The organism is Primorskyibacter sp. S187A (assembly GCF_049800955.1).
Classification (GTDB): Bacteria; Pseudomonadota; Alphaproteobacteria; order Rhodobacterales; family Rhodobacteraceae; genus JAKVBH01.
This window is the reverse complement of record NZ_JBNAGA010000001.1, coordinates 1,281,930-1,303,081: the sequence shown is the minus strand read 5'-3', so window position 1 is coordinate 1,303,081 and position 21,152 is coordinate 1,281,930. Positions and strand designations below refer to the sequence as shown.

General features: G+C 60.3%; 19 protein-coding genes. 7 read left to right on the top strand and 12 right to left on the bottom strand.

Annotation, left to right across the window (positions count from 1 at the left end; all coding sequences use genetic code 11):
* Position 1 precedes the first annotated feature (1 nt).
* The 3 genes from ACP15S_RS06540 to ACP15S_RS06530 are packed head-to-tail and all read left to right on the top strand — an operon-like array spanning position 2 to position 2,714.
* Positions 2 to 415, top strand: a complete 414-nt coding sequence (locus ACP15S_RS06540) for a hypothetical protein (protein WP_425038767.1) — start codon at positions 2 to 4, stop codon at positions 413 to 415.
* Positions 415 to 1,425, top strand: coding sequence for a branched-chain amino acid ABC transporter permease (locus tag ACP15S_RS06535; RefSeq protein ID WP_425038766.1), 1,011 nt, complete (start codon positions 415 to 417; stop codon positions 1,423 to 1,425). Before ACP15S_RS06540 ends, ACP15S_RS06535 begins: the two co-directional genes overlap by 1 nt.
* The gene (locus ACP15S_RS06530; RefSeq protein ID WP_425038765.1) at positions 1,422 to 2,714 is read left to right on the top strand and encodes a branched-chain amino acid ABC transporter permease; all 1,293 of its coding nucleotides are present in this window, start codon (positions 1,422 to 1,424) and stop codon (positions 2,712 to 2,714) included. The genes ACP15S_RS06535 and ACP15S_RS06530 overlap by 4 nt, the downstream gene beginning before the upstream one ends.
* 13 nt (positions 2,715 to 2,727) lie before the next feature.
* Here ACP15S_RS06530 and ACP15S_RS06525 read toward each other — a convergent pair whose 3' ends face one another.
* Entirely contained in the window at positions 2,728 to 3,345 is a 618-nt protein-coding gene (locus tag ACP15S_RS06525; RefSeq protein WP_425038764.1) for a methyltransferase domain-containing protein, read from the bottom strand.
* On the opposite strand from ACP15S_RS06525, the gene ACP15S_RS06520 reads away from it, so the two are divergent.
* A complete protein-coding gene (locus ACP15S_RS06520; RefSeq protein ID WP_425038763.1) occupies positions 3,320 to 3,610 on the top strand; it encodes a hypothetical protein in 291 nt (96 codons plus the stop codon). The two genes, ACP15S_RS06525 and ACP15S_RS06520, sit on opposite strands and share 26 nt — an antisense overlap.
* 100 nt (positions 3,611 to 3,710) lie before the next feature.
* Here the strand turns inward: ACP15S_RS06520 and mfd are convergent, their stop codons facing one another.
* Complete coding sequence (mfd, locus tag ACP15S_RS06515; protein WP_425038762.1) at positions 3,711 to 7,184, bottom strand: transcription-repair coupling factor; 3,474 nt, start codon at positions 7,182 to 7,184, stop codon at positions 3,711 to 3,713.
* A 53-nt stretch (positions 7,185 to 7,237) separates the two neighbouring features.
* A complete protein-coding gene (locus tag ACP15S_RS06510) occupies positions 7,238 to 7,768 on the bottom strand; it encodes a component of SufBCD complex (protein ID WP_425038761.1) in 531 nt (176 codons plus the stop codon).
* 149 nt (positions 7,769 to 7,917) lie between these two features.
* Between ACP15S_RS06510 and hemB the strand changes: the two genes are divergently transcribed.
* Positions 7,918 to 8,910, top strand: a complete 993-nt coding sequence (gene hemB, locus ACP15S_RS06505; RefSeq protein WP_425038760.1) for a porphobilinogen synthase — start codon at positions 7,918 to 7,920, stop codon at positions 8,908 to 8,910.
* Positions 8,911 to 9,028: 118 nt separating this feature from the next.
* Positions 9,029 to 9,586, top strand: a complete 558-nt coding sequence (locus ACP15S_RS06500; RefSeq protein WP_425038759.1) for a YSC84-related protein — start codon at positions 9,029 to 9,031, stop codon at positions 9,584 to 9,586.
* A gap of 57 nt (positions 9,587 to 9,643) precedes the next feature.
* On the opposite strand, the gene ACP15S_RS06495 is transcribed toward ACP15S_RS06500, so the two are convergent.
* Both ACP15S_RS06495 and ACP15S_RS06490 read right to left on the bottom strand, forming a co-directional pair.
* Positions 9,644 to 10,399: an SDR family NAD(P)-dependent oxidoreductase gene (locus ACP15S_RS06495; protein ID WP_425038758.1), complete on the bottom strand. Its 756-nt coding sequence runs from the start codon at positions 10,397 to 10,399 to the stop codon at positions 9,644 to 9,646.
* 64 nt (positions 10,400 to 10,463) lie between these two features.
* Complete coding sequence (locus ACP15S_RS06490; RefSeq protein WP_425038757.1) at positions 10,464 to 10,733, bottom strand: usg protein; 270 nt, start codon at positions 10,731 to 10,733, stop codon at positions 10,464 to 10,466.
* A gap of 192 nt (positions 10,734 to 10,925) precedes the next feature.
* Here ACP15S_RS06490 and gyrA point away from each other — a divergent pair, with 192 nt between their 5' ends.
* Positions 10,926 to 13,652: a DNA gyrase subunit A gene (gyrA, locus tag ACP15S_RS06485; protein WP_425038756.1), complete on the top strand. Its 2,727-nt coding sequence runs from the start codon at positions 10,926 to 10,928 to the stop codon at positions 13,650 to 13,652.
* 101 nt (positions 13,653 to 13,753) lie between these two features.
* On the opposite strand, the gene ACP15S_RS06480 is transcribed toward gyrA, so the two are convergent.
* From ACP15S_RS06480 to ACP15S_RS06450, 7 genes are all read right to left on the bottom strand, one after another.
* Complete coding sequence (locus tag ACP15S_RS06480) at positions 13,754 to 14,206, bottom strand: CoxG family protein (RefSeq protein ID WP_425038755.1); 453 nt, start codon at positions 14,204 to 14,206, stop codon at positions 13,754 to 13,756.
* Positions 14,207 to 14,344: 138 nt separating this feature from the next.
* Entirely contained in the window at positions 14,345 to 15,139 is a 795-nt protein-coding gene (locus ACP15S_RS06475; protein WP_425038754.1) for an XdhC family protein, read from the bottom strand.
* Positions 15,136 to 16,320 (bottom strand): vWA domain-containing protein, encoded by a 1,185-nt coding sequence (locus ACP15S_RS06470; RefSeq protein ID WP_425038753.1) that lies wholly within the window; start codon positions 16,318 to 16,320, stop codon positions 15,136 to 15,138. Before ACP15S_RS06470 ends, ACP15S_RS06475 begins: the two co-directional genes overlap by 4 nt.
* Positions 16,317 to 17,192, bottom strand: a complete 876-nt coding sequence (locus ACP15S_RS06465) for an AAA family ATPase (protein WP_425038752.1) — start codon at positions 17,190 to 17,192, stop codon at positions 16,317 to 16,319. Before ACP15S_RS06465 ends, ACP15S_RS06470 begins: the two co-directional genes overlap by 4 nt.
* Before the next feature lie 65 nt (positions 17,193 to 17,257).
* The gene (locus ACP15S_RS06460; RefSeq protein ID WP_425038751.1) at positions 17,258 to 19,687 is read right to left on the bottom strand and encodes an aerobic carbon-monoxide dehydrogenase large subunit; all 2,430 of its coding nucleotides are present in this window, start codon (positions 19,685 to 19,687) and stop codon (positions 17,258 to 17,260) included.
* Positions 19,684 to 20,178: a (2Fe-2S)-binding protein gene (locus ACP15S_RS06455; protein ID WP_425038750.1), complete on the bottom strand. Its 495-nt coding sequence runs from the start codon at positions 20,176 to 20,178 to the stop codon at positions 19,684 to 19,686. Before ACP15S_RS06455 ends, ACP15S_RS06460 begins: the two co-directional genes overlap by 4 nt.
* A gap of 12 nt (positions 20,179 to 20,190) precedes the next feature.
* Positions 20,191 to 21,045 (bottom strand): FAD binding domain-containing protein, encoded by an 855-nt coding sequence (locus tag ACP15S_RS06450; protein ID WP_425038749.1) that lies wholly within the window; start codon positions 21,043 to 21,045, stop codon positions 20,191 to 20,193.
* Positions 21,046 to 21,152: the final 107 nt, after the last annotated feature.

The following is a 21,152-nucleotide window of genomic DNA, read 5'->3' as shown; positions in this document are numbered from 1 at the left end:
TTTGGCATTTTTCGCCACGCTTCCCGCGAGTGATGCGACTGCCGAGGCCTATGCGTGTTCTTCTAAGGCGTTTTGCAGATGTGAAAGTGAGGACGGCTGTTCTTCTGTGGCGGCCTATCCTGACGCTTTACCGAAGATGACTTGCGGCCCCAGCGACGTTCAGTTTGACCTGCAGACCAAGCGGCGCTCGCTGCAGCTCCAAGGGGCTACCTTAAAGCTGACCCTACGAGAAGCGCGCCCTTACTTCGGCGATATGGACCGATATCAAGCTGGGGCCACTGCGACCAGGGGCCTCATCAATTTCAGGCTCGACAATGAAAGCCGCAAGACGCCGTTCCAAATGCGCGAGATGGCCGCAGGATCCGTGAATGACACTATTTGGCGCCTTGAGGGCACCTGCGAGGTGATGAACTGATGGACTTTCTCAATGCGCTTGTGGCGCTGACCAACTTCGTGATCATTCCAGCCACCGCCTATGGCGCGCAGCTTGCGCTTGGGGCGCTTGGCGTCACGCTGATTTATGGCATCTTGCGCTTTTCCAACTTTGCCCATGGCGACACAATGGCCTTTGGCACGATGGCCACGATCCTCTTTACCTGGGCGTTTCAGGCCATGGGGATCAGTTTCGGGCCTTTGCCCACCGCGCTTTTGGCCCTGCCCTTCGGGATCGCGGCCTGTGCGGCGCTTGTTTTGGTGACGGACAGGTCGGTCTACAGGTTTTACCGGGCCCAGAAAGCAAAACCTGTGATCCTCGTGATTGTTTCCATGGGTGTCATGTTCATCCTCAATGGGCTGGTGCGTTTTATCATTGGCACCGGAGATCAGCGCTTCTCGGATGGGGAGCGTTTTATCATCTCCGCGCGCACGTTCCGGGACATGACGGGCCTGCGCGAGGGGCTGGCCTTCAAGACGACGCAGGGGATCACCATTGTGGTCTCGGTCCTCTGCGTGATTGCGCTCTTTTGGTTTCTCAACCGCACGCGGACGGGCAAATCGATGCGGGCTTACTCCGACAATGAAGATCTCGCGCTGCTCTCGGGTATCAATCCCGAACGTGTGGTCATGGTCACATGGATTATTGTGGCCGCGCTGGCCACCATTGCGGGCACGCTTTACGGGCTCGACAAGAGCTTCAAACCCTTCACCTACTTCCAGCTGCTCCTGCCGATCTTTGCCTCGGCCATTGTCGGGGGGCTTGGCTCGCCATTGGGGGCCATTGCCGGCGGCTTCCTGATCGCCTTCTCCGAAGTCACGATCACCTACGCCTGGAAAAAGGTTGTCACCTATCTGGTGCCCGAGGCGTGGGAGCCTGACAGCTTGTTGCAACTTCTGGGCACGGATTACAAATTCGCGGTGAGCTTTGTCATATTGGTCATCGTCCTGCTCTTCCGGCCTACGGGCATCTTCAAGGGGAAATCGGTATGAGAACGCTTCTCCTTTTCGCACTTGTGGCCGCGCTTTTGCTGGGCACGGGGATGTTCCAATCATGGAACCTCGCGCTCACGATCCTCAATATGGGGCTCGTCTCGGCCATCATGGCCTTGGGGGTCAACCTGCAATGGGGGTTTGCCGGGCTCTTTAACGTGGGTGTTATGGGGTTTGTGGGCATCGGCGGTCTGGCGGCTGTATTGATTTCGATGCAGCCCGTGCCGGAGGCCTGGGATGCCGGCGGCGCGGGCCTCGTGATGGCGATGCTCATTGGATTGGCGACTATCGCTGCGGCTGTTTTCGTGACGCGCAGCATGCCGAAAGGTCGCCTCAAAGCGCTGGCCATGATTGGCGTCCTCGTCGTGGGATTTTTCATCTACAAATCGGTGTTCGGGCCCGCGCGGGATGCCGTTGAAGCGGTGAGCCCGGCGACGACCGGATATCTGGGCGGCTTAGGCCTGCCGATTGCGCTGTCCTGGCCCGTGGGTGGGCTGCTTGCCGCGGGCGCGGCCTGGGTCATTGGCAAGACCGCCCTGGGGCTGCGTTCGGATTATCTCGCGATTGCGACGTTGGGGATTGCCGAGATTGTTATTGCTGTCATGAAAAACGAGGATTGGCTGGCGCGCGGTGTGAAGAATGTCATTGGTCTGCCCCGGCCTGTTCCTTACGAAATTGACTTGCAGAACGATCCCGCCTTCGTGGAACGGGCAGCGGGCTTCGGAATGGATGCCACGACAGCGTCGACTGTTTACGTCAAAATCGAATATGCCTTGATGTTCTCGGCCGTTCTGATCGCCATTCTGATCCTCGCGCAACTGGCATTGCGTTCACCCTGGGGGCGCATGATGCGCGCCATTCGGGACAACGAGACAGCGGCGCGCGCAATGGGCAAAGACGTCACCGCGCGGCACTTGCAAATCTTCGTTTTGGGCTCTGCCATCTGCGGAATTGCCGGCGCGATGATGACGACACTCGATGGTCAGTTGACGCCATCATCCTATCAGCCGTTGCGCTACACCTTCCTGATCTGGGTGATGGTGATTGTCGGCGGCTCGGGTAACAACCTCGGCGCGGTTCTGGGCGGCTTTTTGATCTGGTTCCTGTGGGTTCAGGTCGAACCTTTGGGCAACGAGGTGATGCAGCTGATCACGGCTGGCATGGAAGATGGCTCGGCACTCAAGGCGCATCTTCTGGAAAGTGCGGCCCATATGCGTCTGCTGACGATGGGCGTTATCTTGTTGCTCGTCTTGCGTTTTGCGCCGCGCGGGCTGTTGCCCGAGAAGTAAAAGCCGGGGAGGCTCAGGCCTCCTCGGTCCACTCGGCCAGATCTTCTTCCAGAGGGCGGACACTTGGCCCTCCCTCCAGCCGGGCCAGCGCCCAGACCGCCACGGGAAACCCTGGTTCATTTTGAAGGTCATCATGCTCGCGGGAAAACTCCGGCGGAAACTTTCCAAAGGTGTTGCGCACAACGGCGGCCCGGTTGCCCCATTCGAAAGAGACGATCTGGTCTTCTGCAAATCCCGTTTCGATCAACAGGTTCTGCATGCCGCGCGCGGTCCAGCGCGAACAATCCACCGGCGCCCCATGGATGCGCACAAGGAAAGGGCATGCCAGCCAGAAATATCCGCCCGGACGCAGCATCTGGCGCACATGGCCGATGGCGGCATAAGGCCTGTCGAGATGTTCCCAGACCTGATTGGCCATAACCACATCCGCCCGCCACGGCGCGCCCTGGGCATCTTTGAAAGGTCCCGCGCAGATGTCGTAATCGGGGAAGAAGGCGTTGCGATATGTCTTGAACGGCAGGCGCCGCCCTGTCGTGCCTGAGATTTCAATACACTCGAGTTTGGCCGGGTGCAGCTTGCGCAGCATGGCCCGGCTGGCCTTTTGCATGACGATCCGATTGAGAGAGGCCATCGTGTCTGCCCTTTTTCGCGAACATGCCAGAGGGCTGGGCCTGTGGCCAGTGTTGGATGCCTCCGGCGGGAGTTTATTTGGCAAGATGAAGGGGGCCGTGCTTCTTTGGCGTTGCGCCGTTGTGCATCGTATTTTGGATGACGTTTTTGAAGGGGGCTCTTCGGCATTCCGGGGTAAACTCGTCGGTCTGGATAGAGACGTGGTGATCGCCGACGCAACGCGTTGTGTTGCGCCTCAAACGCCGGATGTTCGCATCCAGCAGTGAAGGCCCGCTATGAGACCCAGAGGGTTTGTCAGCTTTGGTGCGGAAAACGTGCTCCGTGAACTCATCGGTCAGAGCCGTCGGATTGCCGTTACACCCCTGTCTAGGACGCCTGGGCTTTGCGGCGCTTTTTCTCAGCGACAACCTTCTCAGCCAGATCGCGAGCAATGGCGAAGGCGCCTTTGATCTTGTCGCTGTCTTTCTTCCAATCCCGGCGCACGACGATCTTGTTGTCCTTGACCTTGGCAAGCCCACGCTGATCTTTGATGAAATCGACCAAGCCCTGGGGCGAGGCGAATTTATCATTGTGGAACTGGATCGTCGCGCCTTTTGGGCCGCCGTCGAGCTTGGCGATGCCCGCTTTCTTGCACATGCCCTTGATGCGCACGACCAGCAGCAAGGTATTCACCTCACGCGGCAGTTTGCCGAAGCGGTCAATGAGTTCGGCGGCAAAGCCTTCCAGCTCGACCTTGCTCGTGAGCGAGGACAAGCGGCGGTAGAGACCCAGCCGCACATCGAGATCGGGTACGTAATCTTCGGGGATCAACACAGGCACGCCAAGATTGATCTGCGGGGCCCATTGGTCATCGGCCTCGGACAGCCCTTCCATCTCGCCTGCCCGGATCTTGGCAATCGCCTCTTCCAGCATGCTTTGATAGAGTTCATAGCCCACATCGCGCATCTGGCCGGATTGCTCTTCTCCGAGCAGGTTGCCCGCGCCACGAATGTCGAGATCCTGGGAGGCCAGCGTAAAGCCTGCGCCCAGCGTATCGAGCGAGCCCAGCACGCGGAGGCGTTTCTCGGCGGTGGGTGTGAGGCGCGTGCGCGGTTTGGTCGTGAGATAGGCATAGGCGCGGGTCTTGGAGCGGCCCACGCGGCCACGGATCTGGTAGAGCTGGGCGAGACCAAACATGTCGGCACGGTGGATCACCATCGTATTGGCGCGCGGGATGTCGAGGCCGCTTTCGACGATGGTCGTGGCGACCAATATGTCGAATTTACCGTCATAAAAGGCGTTCATCCGGTCATCGAGCTCACCGGCCGCCATCTGTCCATGCGCGACCACATAGGTGAGCTCTGGCGCTTGCGTCTTGAGGAAGTCTTCCACCTCCGGCAAATCCTTGATGCGGGGAACAACGAAGAAGCTCTGCCCGCCCCGGTAATGCTCCCGAAGGAGCGCTTCGCGGATGGTCACGCTGTCGAACTCGCTGACATAGGTCCGGATGGCGAGACGGTCGACGGGCGGTGTGCCGATGATCGAGAGATCACGGACGCCAGTGAGGGAGAGCTGCAGGGTGCGCGGAATGGGCGTTGCGGTCAGCGTGAGGACATGGATGTCCGAGCGCAGTTGCTTGAGCCGTTCCTTATGGCCCACCCCGAAGCGTTGCTCTTCATCGATGATCAAAAGGCCGAGGTTCTGAAAACGGATCGACTTGGCCAGAAGCGCATGGGTCCCGATGACGATATCAACCGTGCCTTTGGATACGCCCTCGCGCGTCAGATTGGCATCCCGGGTAGAGACAAAACGCGACAGCGGGCGCACGTTGATGGGAAATCCGCGGAAACGTTCGGCAAAACTTTGATAGTGCTGGCGCGCAAGCAAGGTTGTGGGCGCGATGACAGCCACTTGCAGCCCCGACATGGCGGCAACGAAGGCCGCGCGCATGGCGACTTCGGTTTTGCCAAAGCCAACGTCACCACACACGAGCCGGTCCATCGGCGTGCCCGCATGCAGATCGGTGATCACGTCCTCGATGGCTTTGAGCTGATCATCCGTCTCCTGATAGGGGAAGCGGGCGGAGAAATCTTCCCAGGCCCCCGTCGGCGGATCCATGATAGGCGCCTTGCGCAGAGCCCGCTCGGCGGCCACGCGGATCAACTTGTCCGCCATCTCGCGGATGCGTTCTTTCAGCTTGGCTTTCTTCGCCTGCCAGGCGCCGCCGCCCAGCTTGTCGAGCAGACCTTCGTCATGGCCATATTTCGACAGCAATTCGATGTTCTCCACCGGCAGGTAGAGTTTCGAGGCCTCGGCATATTCCAGCAGGATACATTCATGGGCCGCGCCAGCCGCCGTGACAACCTCGAGACCTTTGTAGCGCCCGATGCCGTGATCGACATGGACGACGAGATCGCCGGGGCTCAGACTTTGGGTCTCTGTGAGGAAATTATCCGCGCGCCTCTTTTTCTTGGGCGCACGGATCAGACGATCGCCCAGAACATCTTGCTCGGAAATGACCGTGAGGGTTTTCGTGCCATCCGCTGCAAGTGGCCCCTCAAAGCCGTGCTCAAGCGCCCAGATCGCCAGATGCAGGCCCCGTTTGCCCACGCCTTTGAAATCGCGCACCGGGATGGCTTCGGCCAGCCCCTCGTCCTCAATGAGCCCGGTGAGCCTCTCGCGCGCACCCTCTGAATAGGAGGCAATGACCACAGGGCCCTGCTGCATCCGGGCTTTGACATGGCTCGCCAAGGCGCCAAAAAGGCTCACCTTTTCCTGCTGGCGCTCCGGCGCAAAGTTGCGCCCGATCCGCCCGCCGCCATCGACGACACCGGGGCCCGAGGCCTGCGCCAGCGGATGAAACTGCACCACACGCCGCGCGCCGAGCGCTTCACTCCATGCGGCATCATCAAGATAGAGCGTTTCAGGCGGGGCGGGTTTGTAGACCGTGTCCATCCGCCCTTTGTCCGCAAGGGCGAGGCGACGGGTCTCATATTGGTCAGCGATCATGTCCCAACGGGCAAGCCGCGCGGGCGTGAGCTGATCATCAAGCGTCACGGTGGCATTGGGCAGATAATCAAAGAGCGTCTCAAGTCGGTCATGGAAGAGCCCCAGCCAATGCTCCGCGCCCTGATGCTTGCGGCCCGCGCTCACGGCTTCATAAAGCGGATCATCGGTGCCTGCGGCGCCAAATTCGATCCTGTAGTTCTGACGGAACCGGGTAATGGCCGCCTCATCAAGGATGACCTCAGAGACGGGCGCGAGCTCAACCAGCTCCAGCTTCTCCGTTGTGCGCTGCGTCGCGGGATCAAAGCGGCGCGCGCCATCGAGCACATCGCCAAACAGATCCAACCGCACAGGCCCGCCCTCGCCCGGCGGAAAGATATCGATGATGCCACCCCGGATGGCATAGTCGCCGGGCTCCATGACCGTAGGCGCTTGCACAAACCCCATACGGACCAAAAACGCCCGCAGTGCTTTTTCATTGACCCGCCCGCCGACGCGCGCCGTGAAGGCCGCCTCCTTGAGCAAGGTTTGGGCCGGGACTTTCTGCGTGGCCGCGGCCATGGTTGTCAGCAGGATAAACTCTTTGGGCCCGCCATGGACGAGACCGGCCAGCGTCGCCATGCGCATGGCAGAGATATCGGCATTGGGGGAGACACGATCATACGGCAGACAATCCCAGGCCGGAAAGGTCAGCACGGGCATATCGGGCGCAAAAAACGCAAGTGCAGATTGCAGTGCTGCGAGCCGTTTGTCGTCGCGCGCGACATGCACAACCGGGCCACGCTGTGCCTCCTGCAAAAGCAGTTTCGCGTCAAACCCCTCGGGCGCGCCGCCTATTGTCAGTGTCTGTGCCATGAGGGCGTGCATGTGGCGCAGGCATGGGGTTTGTCAACTGCTGAGAGAGGACTTTAGCGCCCCAAAACGCCCATCGAAAAGTTCTGATACATGCCCCACATGGCGGTCACGAAAATGAACAGGATGCCAAGGACCTGAATGTGAAAGCGGTGGCGCGTGATGCGGCGGCACAGGGCTTCGCCGTGCAGCTCTTGCATTTCAATCAGTTTGGCCGTGTTCACGCTCAGCAACCAGATGATCGAGAGCGGAAACACCAGCAGGAACGTGGCCTGGGCAAATTCATTGGCCAGAACGAAGCCTGCGGTAAACAGGCCCGACAGGATGAAGCAGAACACCGCCACGAGCCAGATCCCGGCCATACGCCCAATGAAGAGCAATCGGTTCACGTTGATCCGGGTGAGATCTTCGAGATCGATCATCGTCTGGCCGCCGTATTTGCGCGCACGGGAGACCATGTCAAATGGCACGCCCAGCACCCAGTGGCTCGCGGTTGACCACATGACCGCCAGCGCGATCCAATACCAGAGGTTCGAAAAGCTCCGCATGTCGATCAGCTCGAACACGGAAGTATAGACGTCATTCATCGCAGGCCCGGCCTCATTTTGTCCCTGCTTTAACGCGAAGGCCCGGCGACGACCAGCCCTGCGTTGATCTGACCCAAACTGTCATGAGGGGTTTACACAAACATCCGCGCTTGGCAGGACTGGAGCAGACTTTGCGAAAGAAGACGATCATGACCCAAGCGCCCTTCCCCGCCACCCGTTTCCGCCGCACCCGCGCCTCCGGCGCCTTGCGCGACCTTGTTCGGGAAAACACGCTGACGCCGGGGGATTTTATCTGGCCCGTTTTTGTACGTGATGGCGAGGGCGTTGAGGAGCCCATCGGCTCCATGCCCGGGGTCAACCGTCTGTCGGTTGACAAGGTTGTGGAGGCCGCACGCGAAGCCCACAGCCTTGGCATCCCGGCGATTTGCCTGTTTCCCTATACCGATGAACGCCTGAAGACGAAGGATTGCGCGGAAGCCTGGAACCCCGAGAACCTCTCCAACCGGGCCACACGGGCGATCAAGGAGGCGGTGCCGGATATTGCGATCATGACGGATGTGGCGCTTGATCCCTACAATATCGATGGTCATGACGGATTTGTTGAGGACGGCGTGATTGTGAATGACCGCACGGTTGAGGCGCTGGTCAAACAAACCCTGAGCCAGGCCCGCGCCGGGGCCGATATCATTGGTCCGTCAGACATGATGGACGGCCGCATTGGCGCGATACGCGCGGCGCTCGAAGCCGAGGGCCATCAAAACGTCTGCATCCTGAGCTACTCCGCTAAATATGCGAGCGCGTTTTACGGCCCGTTCCGCGATGCCGTGGGCGCATCGGGCGCGCTCAAGGGAGACAAGAAGACCTATCAGATGGACCCCGCCAACAGCGACGAGGCCATGCGCCTGATCGAACGGGATCTGAATGAAGGGGCCGATATGGTCATGGTCAAACCCGGCCTGCCCTATCTCGATATTTGTCGCCGCGTGAAAGACAGCTTCGGCGCGCCGACATATGCCTATCAGGTCTCCGGTGAATACGCGATGATCGCAGGCGCGGCCGAGCGCGGTTGGGTTGATGGCGATAAGATCATGTTGGAAAGCCTGATGGCCTTCAAACGTGCGGGCTGTGACGGCATTCTGACCTATTTCGCACCCGCCGCCGCGCGCATGCTGAACGGCTGATCTCACATCAGCGCGCCCTTGCCCATGATGCAAAGGCTGCGTGACAGCCTGTGACAGCTGTTGTATAGTCCCGCCTAAACGGCACTAGACCGTGTAGACATCACATGAGGCGGTAGACATGAGCAGACTTTCTCGCAGACCTTTTCTTTTGGGCCTGGCGGCCACGACGGGCGTGGCAGCCTGCGGCAACGGCGTGGGCTCCCCAGCGCCCGCGACAATCGATGCGCGCGTTGATTCAACCCTCGCGGCAATGTTTGCCGAATTCCCGGGGACCCGGACACTGGCGGCGAAATCCGTGGGCATGCTTGTTATGCCTCTCGTGACAGAAGCCGGGCTTGGCATTGGCGGCGCTTTTGGGCGCGGCGCGTTGCGCATCAACGGTGTGACGACGGATTACTATTCAAACACCAAGATTTCGACGGGCCTTCAAATCGGGGCGCAGCAATACGCCCATGTTCTGTTCTTCATGACGGAAACGGCTCTGGAGAACTTCCGCCGGTCCTCCGGCTGGGCGGCTGGTGCCAATATTGAATATGCCTATCCAGAAGGCGGCGAGACACTTGCGGCAGAGACCACCACGTCTTTGGCGCCTGTCGTTGCCGTGATCTTCGGGCAAGCCGGTTTGCGTGCTGGCGCGACGCTGGAAGGCGTGAAGTACACCCGCATCATTCCTTGACGCGCCTCTGCCGCGAGCATCGCGGCGGACAGAACATGCGTTGTTTGAAGCGCGGCTTCAGATGGAGCCCGCTTCGACCATGAAATTGCTCGCCGAGCACATGGCCGCGTCGTCGGATGCCAGAAATACGGCCATGCGTGCGACATAGACCGGGTCAATCAGATCCGGCAAGCATTGGCGGTCACGGTGCTTGTCTATGGCTTCAGGCGTGACCCACAGCTCTTTCTGGCGTTCGGTCATGATCCAGCCCGGCACGATGCAGTTCACGCGAATGCGATGCTCGCCAAGGTCACGCGCCATGGTCCGCGTCAACCCGTGAACAGCCGCCTTGGCAGAGGTATAGGCCGGAAAACCACCGCCCGCTTCCCACCAGGAGTTGGACCCCATGTTGATGATAGAGCCCCCGCCCCGCGCGATCATATCCGGGGCCACCGCCTGAATGGCAAAGAACATGTGACGCAGGTTTGTGGCCATGCGCTCATCCCAATACTCGGGCGTGACATCCTGCCAATTGTGCCGATCATCCCGGGCGGCGTTGTTACACAGGACATCGAAACCTCCGAGCTTGTCACGCAACCGAAGAATGGCCTGTTGCAACGCGTCGATGTCCCGCAGATCGCAAATCTCATAGGCCACATTGCCCGGCGTCCTGCCCGCAAGGTCTGCGCTGGCGGCCGCATCAAGATCAAGAAAGCCGACATTGGCGCCCTGAGCGGCGAAGGCTTCTGTCATACAGGCCCCGATCCCGGACGCCCCTCCCGTAATCAGAACGGTTTTGCCCTTCAGGCTTGGATACATGGCAAACTCGGACATCTGGGGCCTCCCTGTTGATCAGGGCACCCTAGCCGTCTGAGACAGCTCTGCAAGGTCGGGCAGATCAATGGTAGGTGAATTCACCCGTCACATAACGCCATTCGCCCGGAGAGATCATCTTGCGGTGGGTGAACCTGACAGAATGCAGGGGGCCATCGATTTCCTTTTGCCAGAAGTCGATGAATTCAAAGAGCTTGGGATGGTCGGGCGCGAGGTCGTATTCCTGCCAGACGAAGGTGTTGAGCACATGGGCGTAGTCCGGCATTCGGTAGAACATTTCTGCTGTTGTGAGCCCATATCCTTTCAGCATCATTTCCGTTTCAGTCATGGCCATTTGTATCCTTCTTGCTGGCTACTCTCGTCAATGATGCCCAAGAAGAATTACTTTTCAATAAAAACAATATGTTAGCACAGGCCAGGGCTGGCTGCCAAATCGCTGTGTGCAGGAGCATTGCACCCCATATGATGGCTCTGATATAGTGATGTATAACAACATATAGATCGCAGCGGAGTGTCAGGCGACCACATGAGCGACAACGAACAAACCCCTGAAGATCAACAGAAAATTCCCTACGACGGCCCCACGGTCAGCATCGTGGACGAGATGCGCACCGCTTATCTCGATTACGCCATGTCCGTCATCGTCTCCCGGGCCATCCCGGATCTTCGGGACGGGCTGAAACCCGTGCATCGGCGCATCCTGTATGCCATGCACGAGACCGGCAACAGCCATGACAAATCCTATCGCAAGTCCGCGCGCCCGGTGGGCGATGTGATGGGGAAATACCACCCCCATGGCGATGGCGCGATTTATGACGCGCTGGTGCGGATGGCGCAGGATTTTTCCATGTCGCTGCCATTGCTGGATGGTCAGGGCAACTTTGGCTCGATGGACGGCGATAACCCTGCCGCCATGCGCTACACCGAAGTGCGGATGGACAAGCCCGCCGCCTATCTGCTGAATGACATCGACAAGGAAACGGTCGATTTTCAGGACAATTATGACGGCAAAGATCGGGAACCCACCGTTCTGCCGGCGCGCTTCCCCAATATGCTCGTCAATGGTGCGGGCGGCATCGCCGTCGGTATGGCGACGAATATTCCGCCGCACAACCTTGGCGAAGTCGTCGATGCAACGCTGGCGTTGATTGATGATCCCGATCTGACGTCCGAACAGCTTATTGACTACGTGCCCGGCCCTGATTTCCCCACAGGCGGCATCATGCTGGGCCGGTCCGGGGCGCGCAAAGCCTATCTGGAGGGGCGCGGCTCGGTCATCATCCGCGCGCGCACACGGGTCGAGGAAATTCGCAAGGATCGCTGGGCAATCATCCTCGATGAGATCCCCTATCAGGTGAACAAAGCCACATTGATCGAAAAGATCGCGGAAGCGGCACGCGACAAGAAGATCGAGGGCATTGCCCATGTGCAGGACGAGAGTGACCGGAACGGCGTGCGCGTCGTTGTGGAGCTCAAGCGCGACGCGACAGCCGAGGTTGTTCTGAACCAGCTGTTCCGTTTCACACCGATGCAAACCTCTTTCGGGTGCAACATGCTGGCTTTGAACGGCGGGCGGCCGGAGCAACTGACGCTGCGCAAGTTCCTGACAAGCTTCATTGATTTCCGTGAAGACGTTGTTGCACGGCGCACCGCGCATCTCTTGCGCAAGGCACGTGATCGCAGTCATATCCTGTGCGGTCTGGCCGTCGCCGTGACCAATGTTGACGAAGTCGTCGCCACGATCCGTGCCTCCCGCGACGCCGCTGAGGCCCGTGAGAAGCTGATGACGCGCCGCTGGCCTGCGGGCGATATCGTGCCTTACCTCAAGCTCATCGACGATCCGCTGCACCCGGTGAATGACGACGGGACCTATAACCTCTCCGAGACCCAGGCCCGGGCGATCCTTGAGCTGCGGCTGCAACGCCTCACGCAGATCGGCGTGAAGGAGGTCACCGACGAGCTCGAAGAATTGGCGGGCAAAATCCGCGAATATCTCGAAATCCTCGGCAGCCGCGAGCGGATCATGGGCATCATCGCCGATGAGCTGCGCGAGACAAAAGAGCTCTTCGCCGTCCCCCGTCGTACCGAGATCGTCGATTGGTCGGGCGACATGGAAGACGAAGACCTGATCGAACGCGAAGACATGGTCGTGACGGTCACGGAATCCGGCTATATCAAGCGCACCGCGCTGGCCGACTTCCGCGCGCAAAAGCGCGGGGGCAAGGGCCTGTCGGGCATGTCGACCAAAGATGAAGACGTTGTGACAACACTCTTCGTCGCCAATACGCATACGCAGCTGCTCTTCTTCACCACGGACGGGATGGTCTACAAGCTCAAGACCTGGCGCTTGCCACAGGGTGGGCGCACCGCCAAAGGCAAGGCGATTGTGAACATCCTGCCGATCCCCACGGGCGTCTCGATTGCGGCCATCATGCCGGTGGATCGCGACGAGAAGGACTGGGATGATCTGCAGGTCGTCTTTGCTACGTCTGCGGGCACAGTGCGGCGCAACAAGCTGAGCGATTTCACCAATGTGAAAGCCAACGGCAAGATCGCGATGAAATTCGAAGGCGAGCACGAGCAGACAACGTTGATCAATGCGCGCATTGCCTCCAATGAAGATGATGTGATGCTTGTGACGAATTCCGGGCGGGCCATTCGCTTCCCCGCCACGGATGTGCGCGTGTTCAACTCGCGGGCGTCAGTCGGTGTGCGGGGCATTACCCTCAAGGGCAGCGACGAGGTCGTGTCCATGTCGATCATTCGACATTCCAAATACACGCCGGAACAGCGCACCGCTTATCTCAAGATGCGCCGCGCCATGGCGGGCCTTGCGGACGATACCGATGCCGGTGACGAAGAGGCCGTGGCCGATCCCAATTTCTCGACCGAGCTCTATGCCGAGATGTCCGCGGCTGAGAACCTGATCCTCACGATCACCTCAGGGGGTGCGGGCAAGCTGTCATCCTCCCATGATTATCCTGTGCGCGGGCGTGGGGGCCAGGGCGTGATGGCGATGGACAAGGCCATGCGCGGCGGTGCGCTTGTCGCCTCTTTCCCGGTTGAGATGGATGATCAGATCATGTTGGCCACGTCCAAGGGCCAATCGATCCGGGTGCCTGTGGAGGGTATTTCCTTCCGCTCCCGCAGCGCCGGGGGGGTCAAGGTCTTTGATACGGGCAAGAATGAGGAAGTGGTGTCTGTGGCCTGGATTGCAGATCAAGGCGAGGACGACGAGGCTGCCGAGGAATAGGCTGACAGGCGCTTACGCGGCATAACCGCAAAGAAAGACCCTGCCAGCCATGCGCTGCGCAGGGTCTTTCCGTCTAAAATCAGTCTCAAAGAAGCGCTGGTTCAGGCGACGGTTTCGGCATCGACCACGTCAGCAAAAGACTTGAAGAACTTGGCCGCGAGCTTTTTGGCCGTGCTCTGGATCAGGCGGCTGCCCAATTGCGCCAGCTTGCCGCCGATGTCGGCCTTGGCGGTATAGCGAAGGATGGTCGTGTCGCCCTCTGTGGTCAGCGTGACATCCGCCCCGCCTTTCGCATGTCCCGCAGCGCCGCCGTTGCCCTGCCCTGTGAGCGAAAACGCCTCCGGCGCACCGGTCGTGTCCAGTTGCACATTGCCCGCGAACCGCGCCTTGACGGGCCCCACTTTCAGCACAACCTTGGCCTCCAGCTCGCTGTCCGAAAGCTTGATCAGCTCTTCACAACCCGGAATGCATTGCTGCAATACTTCCGCGTCATTGAGCACGGCATAGACGCGATTCCTGGGGGCGTTGATGACAATCTCATCAGAAAGTTCCATCGTGTTTCCTTTTTCCTTCAGCAGCAGGGAAATCTGATCTTTTCGGCCTGCTCGGGTGTCAGGGCCCATTTGCAGGCGTTCCGTCGAAACCATGATTTGAGCCGTGTCATCCGGGAGGCCTCCTTCGCTCAACTTCAATCAAGGCGCATTGCCGTGCGCCGCGCATTTCAATCGTCGGATCTGCACAAGCTCTGCGAGGATCGAAAGCGCAATCTCTTCCGGCGTCACCGCTCCCAGATCAAGGCCCGCCGGGGCTTTCACGCTTTGCACCAAAGCGGGCGCGATACCGGCCTCGATCAACTTCGCCGCCAGCGCCTCAAATTTCCGCCGGCTCCCGACAAACGCCACATGATCGGCATCTTGCGCGAGTGCCTGCTGCAACGCTGGGATATCCCCCTGCCCTTGTGTCGCGATCACAATCACCTTTTGATGCGAGGCAGGCGCAGGCTCCGCGTCCGGCATGTCGTTTGTGACAGCCCAGTGGAATTGCGGTGCAAGGGAGGCCAGCGCCTTGGCCACGGGCGATGCGCCAAGCACCACCAGCTGCGGCATTGGCAGGCAGGGCTCAATGAAAATGTCCACGCTGCCCTTGGAGGGGCATCCGTTGCGCGCAAACCGGGTCCCCTCGACCTGATCCCCCGGGCTGATCCCTTTTTCGGCCAAGAGCTCTTCAGGCGCCACGGAGACGAGCTGGGGTTGACCGCTTTGCAACGCGGCCAGGGCCGCTTTCTTGACAGCGCCTCGCGTGCATCCCCCGCCCAGCCAGCCATGCAGGATCGTGCCATCGGCCCCGAGCAACGCCTTGGCACCGGGCTTGGCCGCGGTGGCCCCGGCTGTGCGCACGATGGTGGCAAAAGCAAAGGGTTCATCCCGGGTGCGCAGGTCACGCGCCGCGCGCGCCAGTTCGTCGGAGAGGACTTCCGCAGGGCTCATAACCGGACAACCTCATTTTCCAAAGCCGCGAGATCGGCCAAGGTGTTGGCGGCACAAAAGAGATCAAGATGGGGCAAGGCCGCCGCCATTCCCTCGGCCACCGGGGCGTAATCACGCCATCCTTTCAGGGGGTTCAGCCAGATGATCTTGCAGCCGCGTTTCTTCAGAGCCTCCAAAGCCTCGCCCAAAATATCAGGGGCGGCGGTGTCATAGCCGTCTGAGAGGATCAGCACGACACTGCGCCCATCCACGAAACGTTTGGCATAGGTCGCCGAAAAGCGCGCCAGAGATGGCCCAATCTGGGAGCCGCCGCCGAACCCGTCTGCCATCAGCGACATGCGGCCAATCGCGCGCATCATATCCTTGTCGCGCAGCGCCTCCGTGATCCGCACGAGACGCGTGTGAAACAGATAGGCGTCTGCTGTCGTATCACTGCGCATGAGCCCTGCGAGAAAGGCGAGAAACACCTGGGCATAGACGGTCATGGAGCCCGAGACATCACACAGAGCCACGATCTTGCGCGGGCGATCCGGTCGCTTCTTGCGCATCAGGCGCAGCGGTTCGCCGCCGCTGGCAAGGCTCGCGCGGATCGTCTTGCGAAAATGCAGGCGATCCCCTTTGCGCTTGGCGATCCGGCGGCGCGAGCGTTTGTCTTTCAACGCCGCACCCAAACGGCGCGCCACGTCTTCGGCCTGTGCAATGTCCTGCGCGCGCACAAGATCGCGCAGGTCCTTGCGCATCAGGTTGCGGACTTCCGTCGCGATCAGGCGTCCCTCACCGTCACTTTGGGCGGCGCCATCACCGCCATCAGGCGACGTTGCGGCGCCCGCGCCACCGCCCTGATCCTCGCCATGCGTCTCACGCGAGGAGTGCACGTCATCGGCGCCTTTGTGGGGCGGTGTCTGCATGATCTTCTGTTTGACCCGCCCCGCATCCATCCAGAACGCGTCAAAAAGCGCATCGAACCGCTGCGCCTCCTCATGGCACCCAGCACAGACCGCGCGAAGCGCCTGGCGGCATTGCGCAGGATCCGCAGCTGCAACCTCGGCCAGCGCGGAGAGAGCCAATTGCGTCTCAGAGACGCCAAGACGCCAACCGTTTTCCCGCAAATGCGCCATGAAGCCAGCAACGCGGGCAGATGGCCCGGGATCGCGGGCGGCAAAACGGGTGACCCGGGTCACGCGGCGCGCCCCGCCAGCCGCCCGGCCACCTCCGGGGTGATCTGCGCCCGGTCGCTCTGGGTTTTGAGCAGCGTGCTCAATGTGTGCTGTAACGCCGCCGGATCAGAGGTCAGATCAGCAATACCGAGCCCCATGAGGGCTGCTGCGAAATCCAGCGTCTCGGCGATGCCCGGAACCTTCTCCAGCTCCTCTTCCCGCAACTTTTGCACGAAGCCCACCACTTGCGCGCCCAACCGCGCCTCAATACCGGGGCAGCGGGCATTGAGAATGGCGATTTCCGTCGTGCGGTCGGGATAGTCAACGTAGGAATACAGGCAGCGGCGACGCAAGGCGTCCGAGAGATCGCGGGTGCCGTTGGAGGTCAGGATGACGATGGGTTTGGACGTCGCAGAAATCGTGCCAAGCTCAGGGACCGTGATCTGGAATTCGGAAAGGATTTCCAGCAGATAGGCCTCAAACTCCTCATCCGCGCGGTCAATCTCATCAATCAGGAGGACGGGCGGCGTCTCTTGCGTAATGGCCGCCAGCAGAGGCCGCTCCAGCAGGAAATCGCGCGAGAAGATGCGCTCTTCGACCGCCCGGCCCGTCTCGCCATCTTCTGCCGCCGCGCGGATCGTGAGCAATTGGCGCTGGTAATTCCACTCATAGATGGCCTGCGCAGCATCCAGCCCTTCGTAGCATTGCAAACGAATGAGCTTGGTCTCGCGGTAGGTCGCAAGACTGCTGGCCAGCTGGGTCTTGCCCACGCCCGCAGCCCCTTCCAGCAAGAGCGGCCGCTCCAACGTCAACGCCAGATGCATGGCCACGCTCAGATCATCGGAGGCCACATAGCCATCCGCCGCCAGCGCCGTTTGCAGATTGGTCCAGGTCATTTGCTCACCCCGCAAAGCCGGCACCCGCCGCAGGACATGTCCCGACGGGTGCCTTTTGGTGCTGCCTAGTCATGCAGACCCAGTTCATTGGCGGTTTTCCAGATGCGCCAATGGTCGTGGGGCATGTTGGTGTGCCGATTGCCGAAGGGCCGGAAGGCGTCCTGAATGGCATTCGAGAAACAGGGCACGCCGCCCACATGCGGGCTCTCGCCCACGCCCTTGGCCCCGATGGGGTGATGCGGGCTGGGGGTCACGGTGTAATCCGTCTCGTAATTGGGGACTTCCCAGGCCGTGGGCAGGAAAAAGTCCATCAACGTGCCGGTCTTGACGTTGCCCATATCGTCATAGGCAATCTCTTGCCCCAGAGCGACGGCCAGCGCCTCCGTGAGCCCGCCATGGACCTGCCCCTCGATGATCATCGGGTTGATCCGCGTGCCGCAATCATCCAGCGCATAAAAGCGACGGATATCCGTCACACCGGTATCCACATCGATATCCATCACGCAGACATAAGCCCCGAAGGGATAGGTCATATTGGGCGGATCATAATAGCTCACTGCCTCAAGCCCCGGTTCGATCCCCGGAATGGCCTGATTATAGGCGGCGAAGGCGATCTCTTTCATCGTCTTGAACTTCTCCGGCGCGCCTTTGACGACGAAGCGGTCCACGTCGAACTCCACGTCATTGTCATGCACTTCGAGCAGATAAGCCGCGATCATCTGCGCCTTGGCGCGGATTTTTCGGCCTGCCATGGCCGTGGCAGCACCGGCGACCGGCGTGGAGCGCGAGCCATAGGTGCCAAGCCCATAGGGCGCAGTATCGGTGTCGCCTTCCTCGATGGTGATGCTGTCGGCAGGCAGGCCGATCTCAGAGGCCAAAATCTGGGCGAAAGTGGTGGCATGGCCCTGACCCTGAGAAATGGTTCCCAGCCGGGCAATCGCAGAGCCCGTCGGGTGGATGCGGATCTCGCAGCTGTCGAACATGCCGAGGCCAAGGATGTCGCAATTCTTGACCGGCCCTGCGCCCACGATCTCCGTGAAGAAGCTGAGGCCAATCCCCATCAGCGAGCGCGTCTTGCCCGCCTTGAAATCCTCAACCCGTTTGGCTTGTTCTGCGCGCAGGCCCTCATAATCGACGGTCTTGAGCGCCTTCTCCCACGCCGTGTGATAGTCGCCGCTGTCATATTCCCAGCCCAGAGCCGCTGTGTAGGGGAACTGCTCCTTGCGGATGAAGTTGATCCGGCGCAGCTCGGCCGCGTCCATGTTCAGCTCGATGGCCAGAACCTCGATCATGCGTTCAATGAAATACACCGCCTCCGTCACCCGGAAGGAACAGCGATAGCTCACCCCGCCCGGCGCCTTGTTGGTATAAACCCCGTCGACCTCAAGATAGGCCGTGGGGATATCATAGGAGCCCGTGCAGATGTTCATGAAGCCCGCGGGGAACTTCGTGGGGTCTGCACAGGCGTCAAACCCGCCGTGATCGGCTGTCACATGGCATTGCAGCCCGGTGATCTTGCCCTCCTTGGTGGCGGAGATCTTGCCGGTCATGTGGTAGTCGCGGGCGAAGGCGGTGGTCATCAGATTGTCCATCCGGTCTTCGATCCATTTGACAGGCTTGCCCGTCACGATGGAGGCCACGACCGAACAGACATAACCCGGATAGGCGCCAACCTTGTTGCCAAAGCCACCGCCGATATCAGGCGAGATCACGCGGATATTGTGCTCCTCGATGCCGGAGATCAGCGAAACCACGGTCCGGATCGCGTGCGGCGCCTGGAAGGTACCATAAAGCGTCAGCTTGCCATTGACCTTATCCATCGAGGCGACACAGCCACACGTCTCCAAGGGGCACGGATGCGTGCGGTGGTAATACATCGAGGCCTCAGCCACGACATCCGCGTTGGCGATGACTTCTTGCGTGGGGTCTTTGTCGCCTGCCTCCCACGTAAAGATATGGTTGTGATGCTTGCGCGGCCCGTGAGCGCCCGCCGGAATGGAGCCATCCTCCGCGACGAGATCTTCGCGCAACACCACATCGGATTGCAGCGCTTCGAAAGGATCGACGATGACGGGCAGTTCTTCGTAGTCCACCTCGACGGCTTCGATCCCATCCGCAGCAGCATAGCGGTCCTCGGCCACCACGAAGGCCACTTCCTGCCCCTGAAACAGCACCTTGCCATCGGCCAGCACCATCTGCTTGTCGCCCGCCAGCGTCGGCATCCAGTGCAGGCCCAGCGGCTCCAGATCCGCAGCCGTCAGAACAGCCAGAACGCCCGGGACCTTCATGGCCTCTTCTGTATTGATCGACACAATGCGCGCATGGGCATAAGGCGAGCGCACGAAATCGCCGAAGATCATGCCATCAAGCTTGATGTCATCGACGTAATTGCCCTTGCCTTGCGTGAACCGGGCATCCTCGACGCGCTTGCGCGAACAGCCCATGCCTTTGAGATTGGCGACGCGATCTTCGCGGTTGTCCACTTCGTCCTTCATTGCGCCGCCTCCTTGGATGCCTGCATTTCGGCGGCAGCCGCCTGAATGGATTTCACAATGTTCTGGTAGCCCGTGCAGCGGCAGATATTGCCCGCCATACCAAAGCGGATTTCTTCTTCGGTGGGGCTGGGGATTTCTTCCAGAAGCTTCGCGGCGCGCGTGATCATGCCCGGCGTGCAATAGCCGCACTGAAGCCCGTGATGCTCTTTGAAGGCCTCTTGCAGCGGATGCAGCGCGTCGGGCCCGCCCAGACCCTCAATGGTTGTGACGGACTTGCCATTGGCCTGGGCTGCAAACATCGTGCAGGATTTCACCGACTTGCCATCGATCGTGACCGTGCAGGCCCCGCAATGGGAGGTTTCACAGCCGATATGCGGCCCTGTGATGTTGAGCCGCTCCCGCAGCGTGTAGATCAACAATTCACGGGGCTCCGCGAGGAACTCCTCGTCCTTGCCGTTCACGTTGAGTTTGATGTGCATTTTGTTGGACATGCTCGTTTCTCCCTATGCCCGCGACCAGGCGCGTTCGATCGCGCGGCGCAGGATGACACCAGCCACATGTTTCTTGAACGCGATGGGCCCGCGATTGTCCTCAGATGGATCAATGTCGCCCAGCATCGCCGCGACGGCAGCCTTCAGGGCTGCGTCATCCACATTTGTGCCCACCAATGCCGCCCCGGCGGCCTCAGAGAAGATCGGCGTATCGCTGAGGTTGGTCATGGCGATTGAGGCCGCCGCACAGGTGCCGCCGTCCTTGACAATCTGCACCGCGGCAGCCGCCGTGGCATAATCGCCAATCTTGCGTTTTTGCTTCTCGTAGGCATGCCCACCCCTGGGCACAGGCATCGTCACCGCTGTGAGAACTTCGTCATCCTCCCGCGCCGTCATGTAGGCGGCCTCATAGAAATCGCGCGCCGGGATATCCCGCGCGCCATCTGGGCCCACGACCGTAAACTGCGCATCAAGGCACTGCATCAACCCCGGCATGTCGTTGCCCGGATCGCCATTGGCGACATTGCCTCCAACGGTCCCCATGTATCGCACCTGTGGATCCGCGATCTGCAACGCAGCCTCGCGCAAGATCGGCGCGGCCGCGGCAAGGGCGTCATCATCAATGATGTCGTGCTGGGTCACCATGGCGCCGAGGCGGATGCTGTCTGCGCCCACATCGATGCCCGCCATGCCGTCCACATCCTGCAAGTCAATCAGATGCGGGACATCGGCCATACGCAGCTTCATCATCGGGATCAGGCTGTGCCCCCCGGCCATGACGCGTGCATCGTCGCCATGCTCCTGCAGAATGGACAGGACTGCGTCCATATTCTGGGGTCGGTGGTATTCAAATGCCGCTGGTATCATCGGCTCTCCTCCCAAAAAGCGATTGTGCTGTTTCAGAAGACGCTGACACAATGTCGCAGGCGCAGGCTTTCAAAACCTCATGAAATGCAGGGGTTTTGCACGAAATG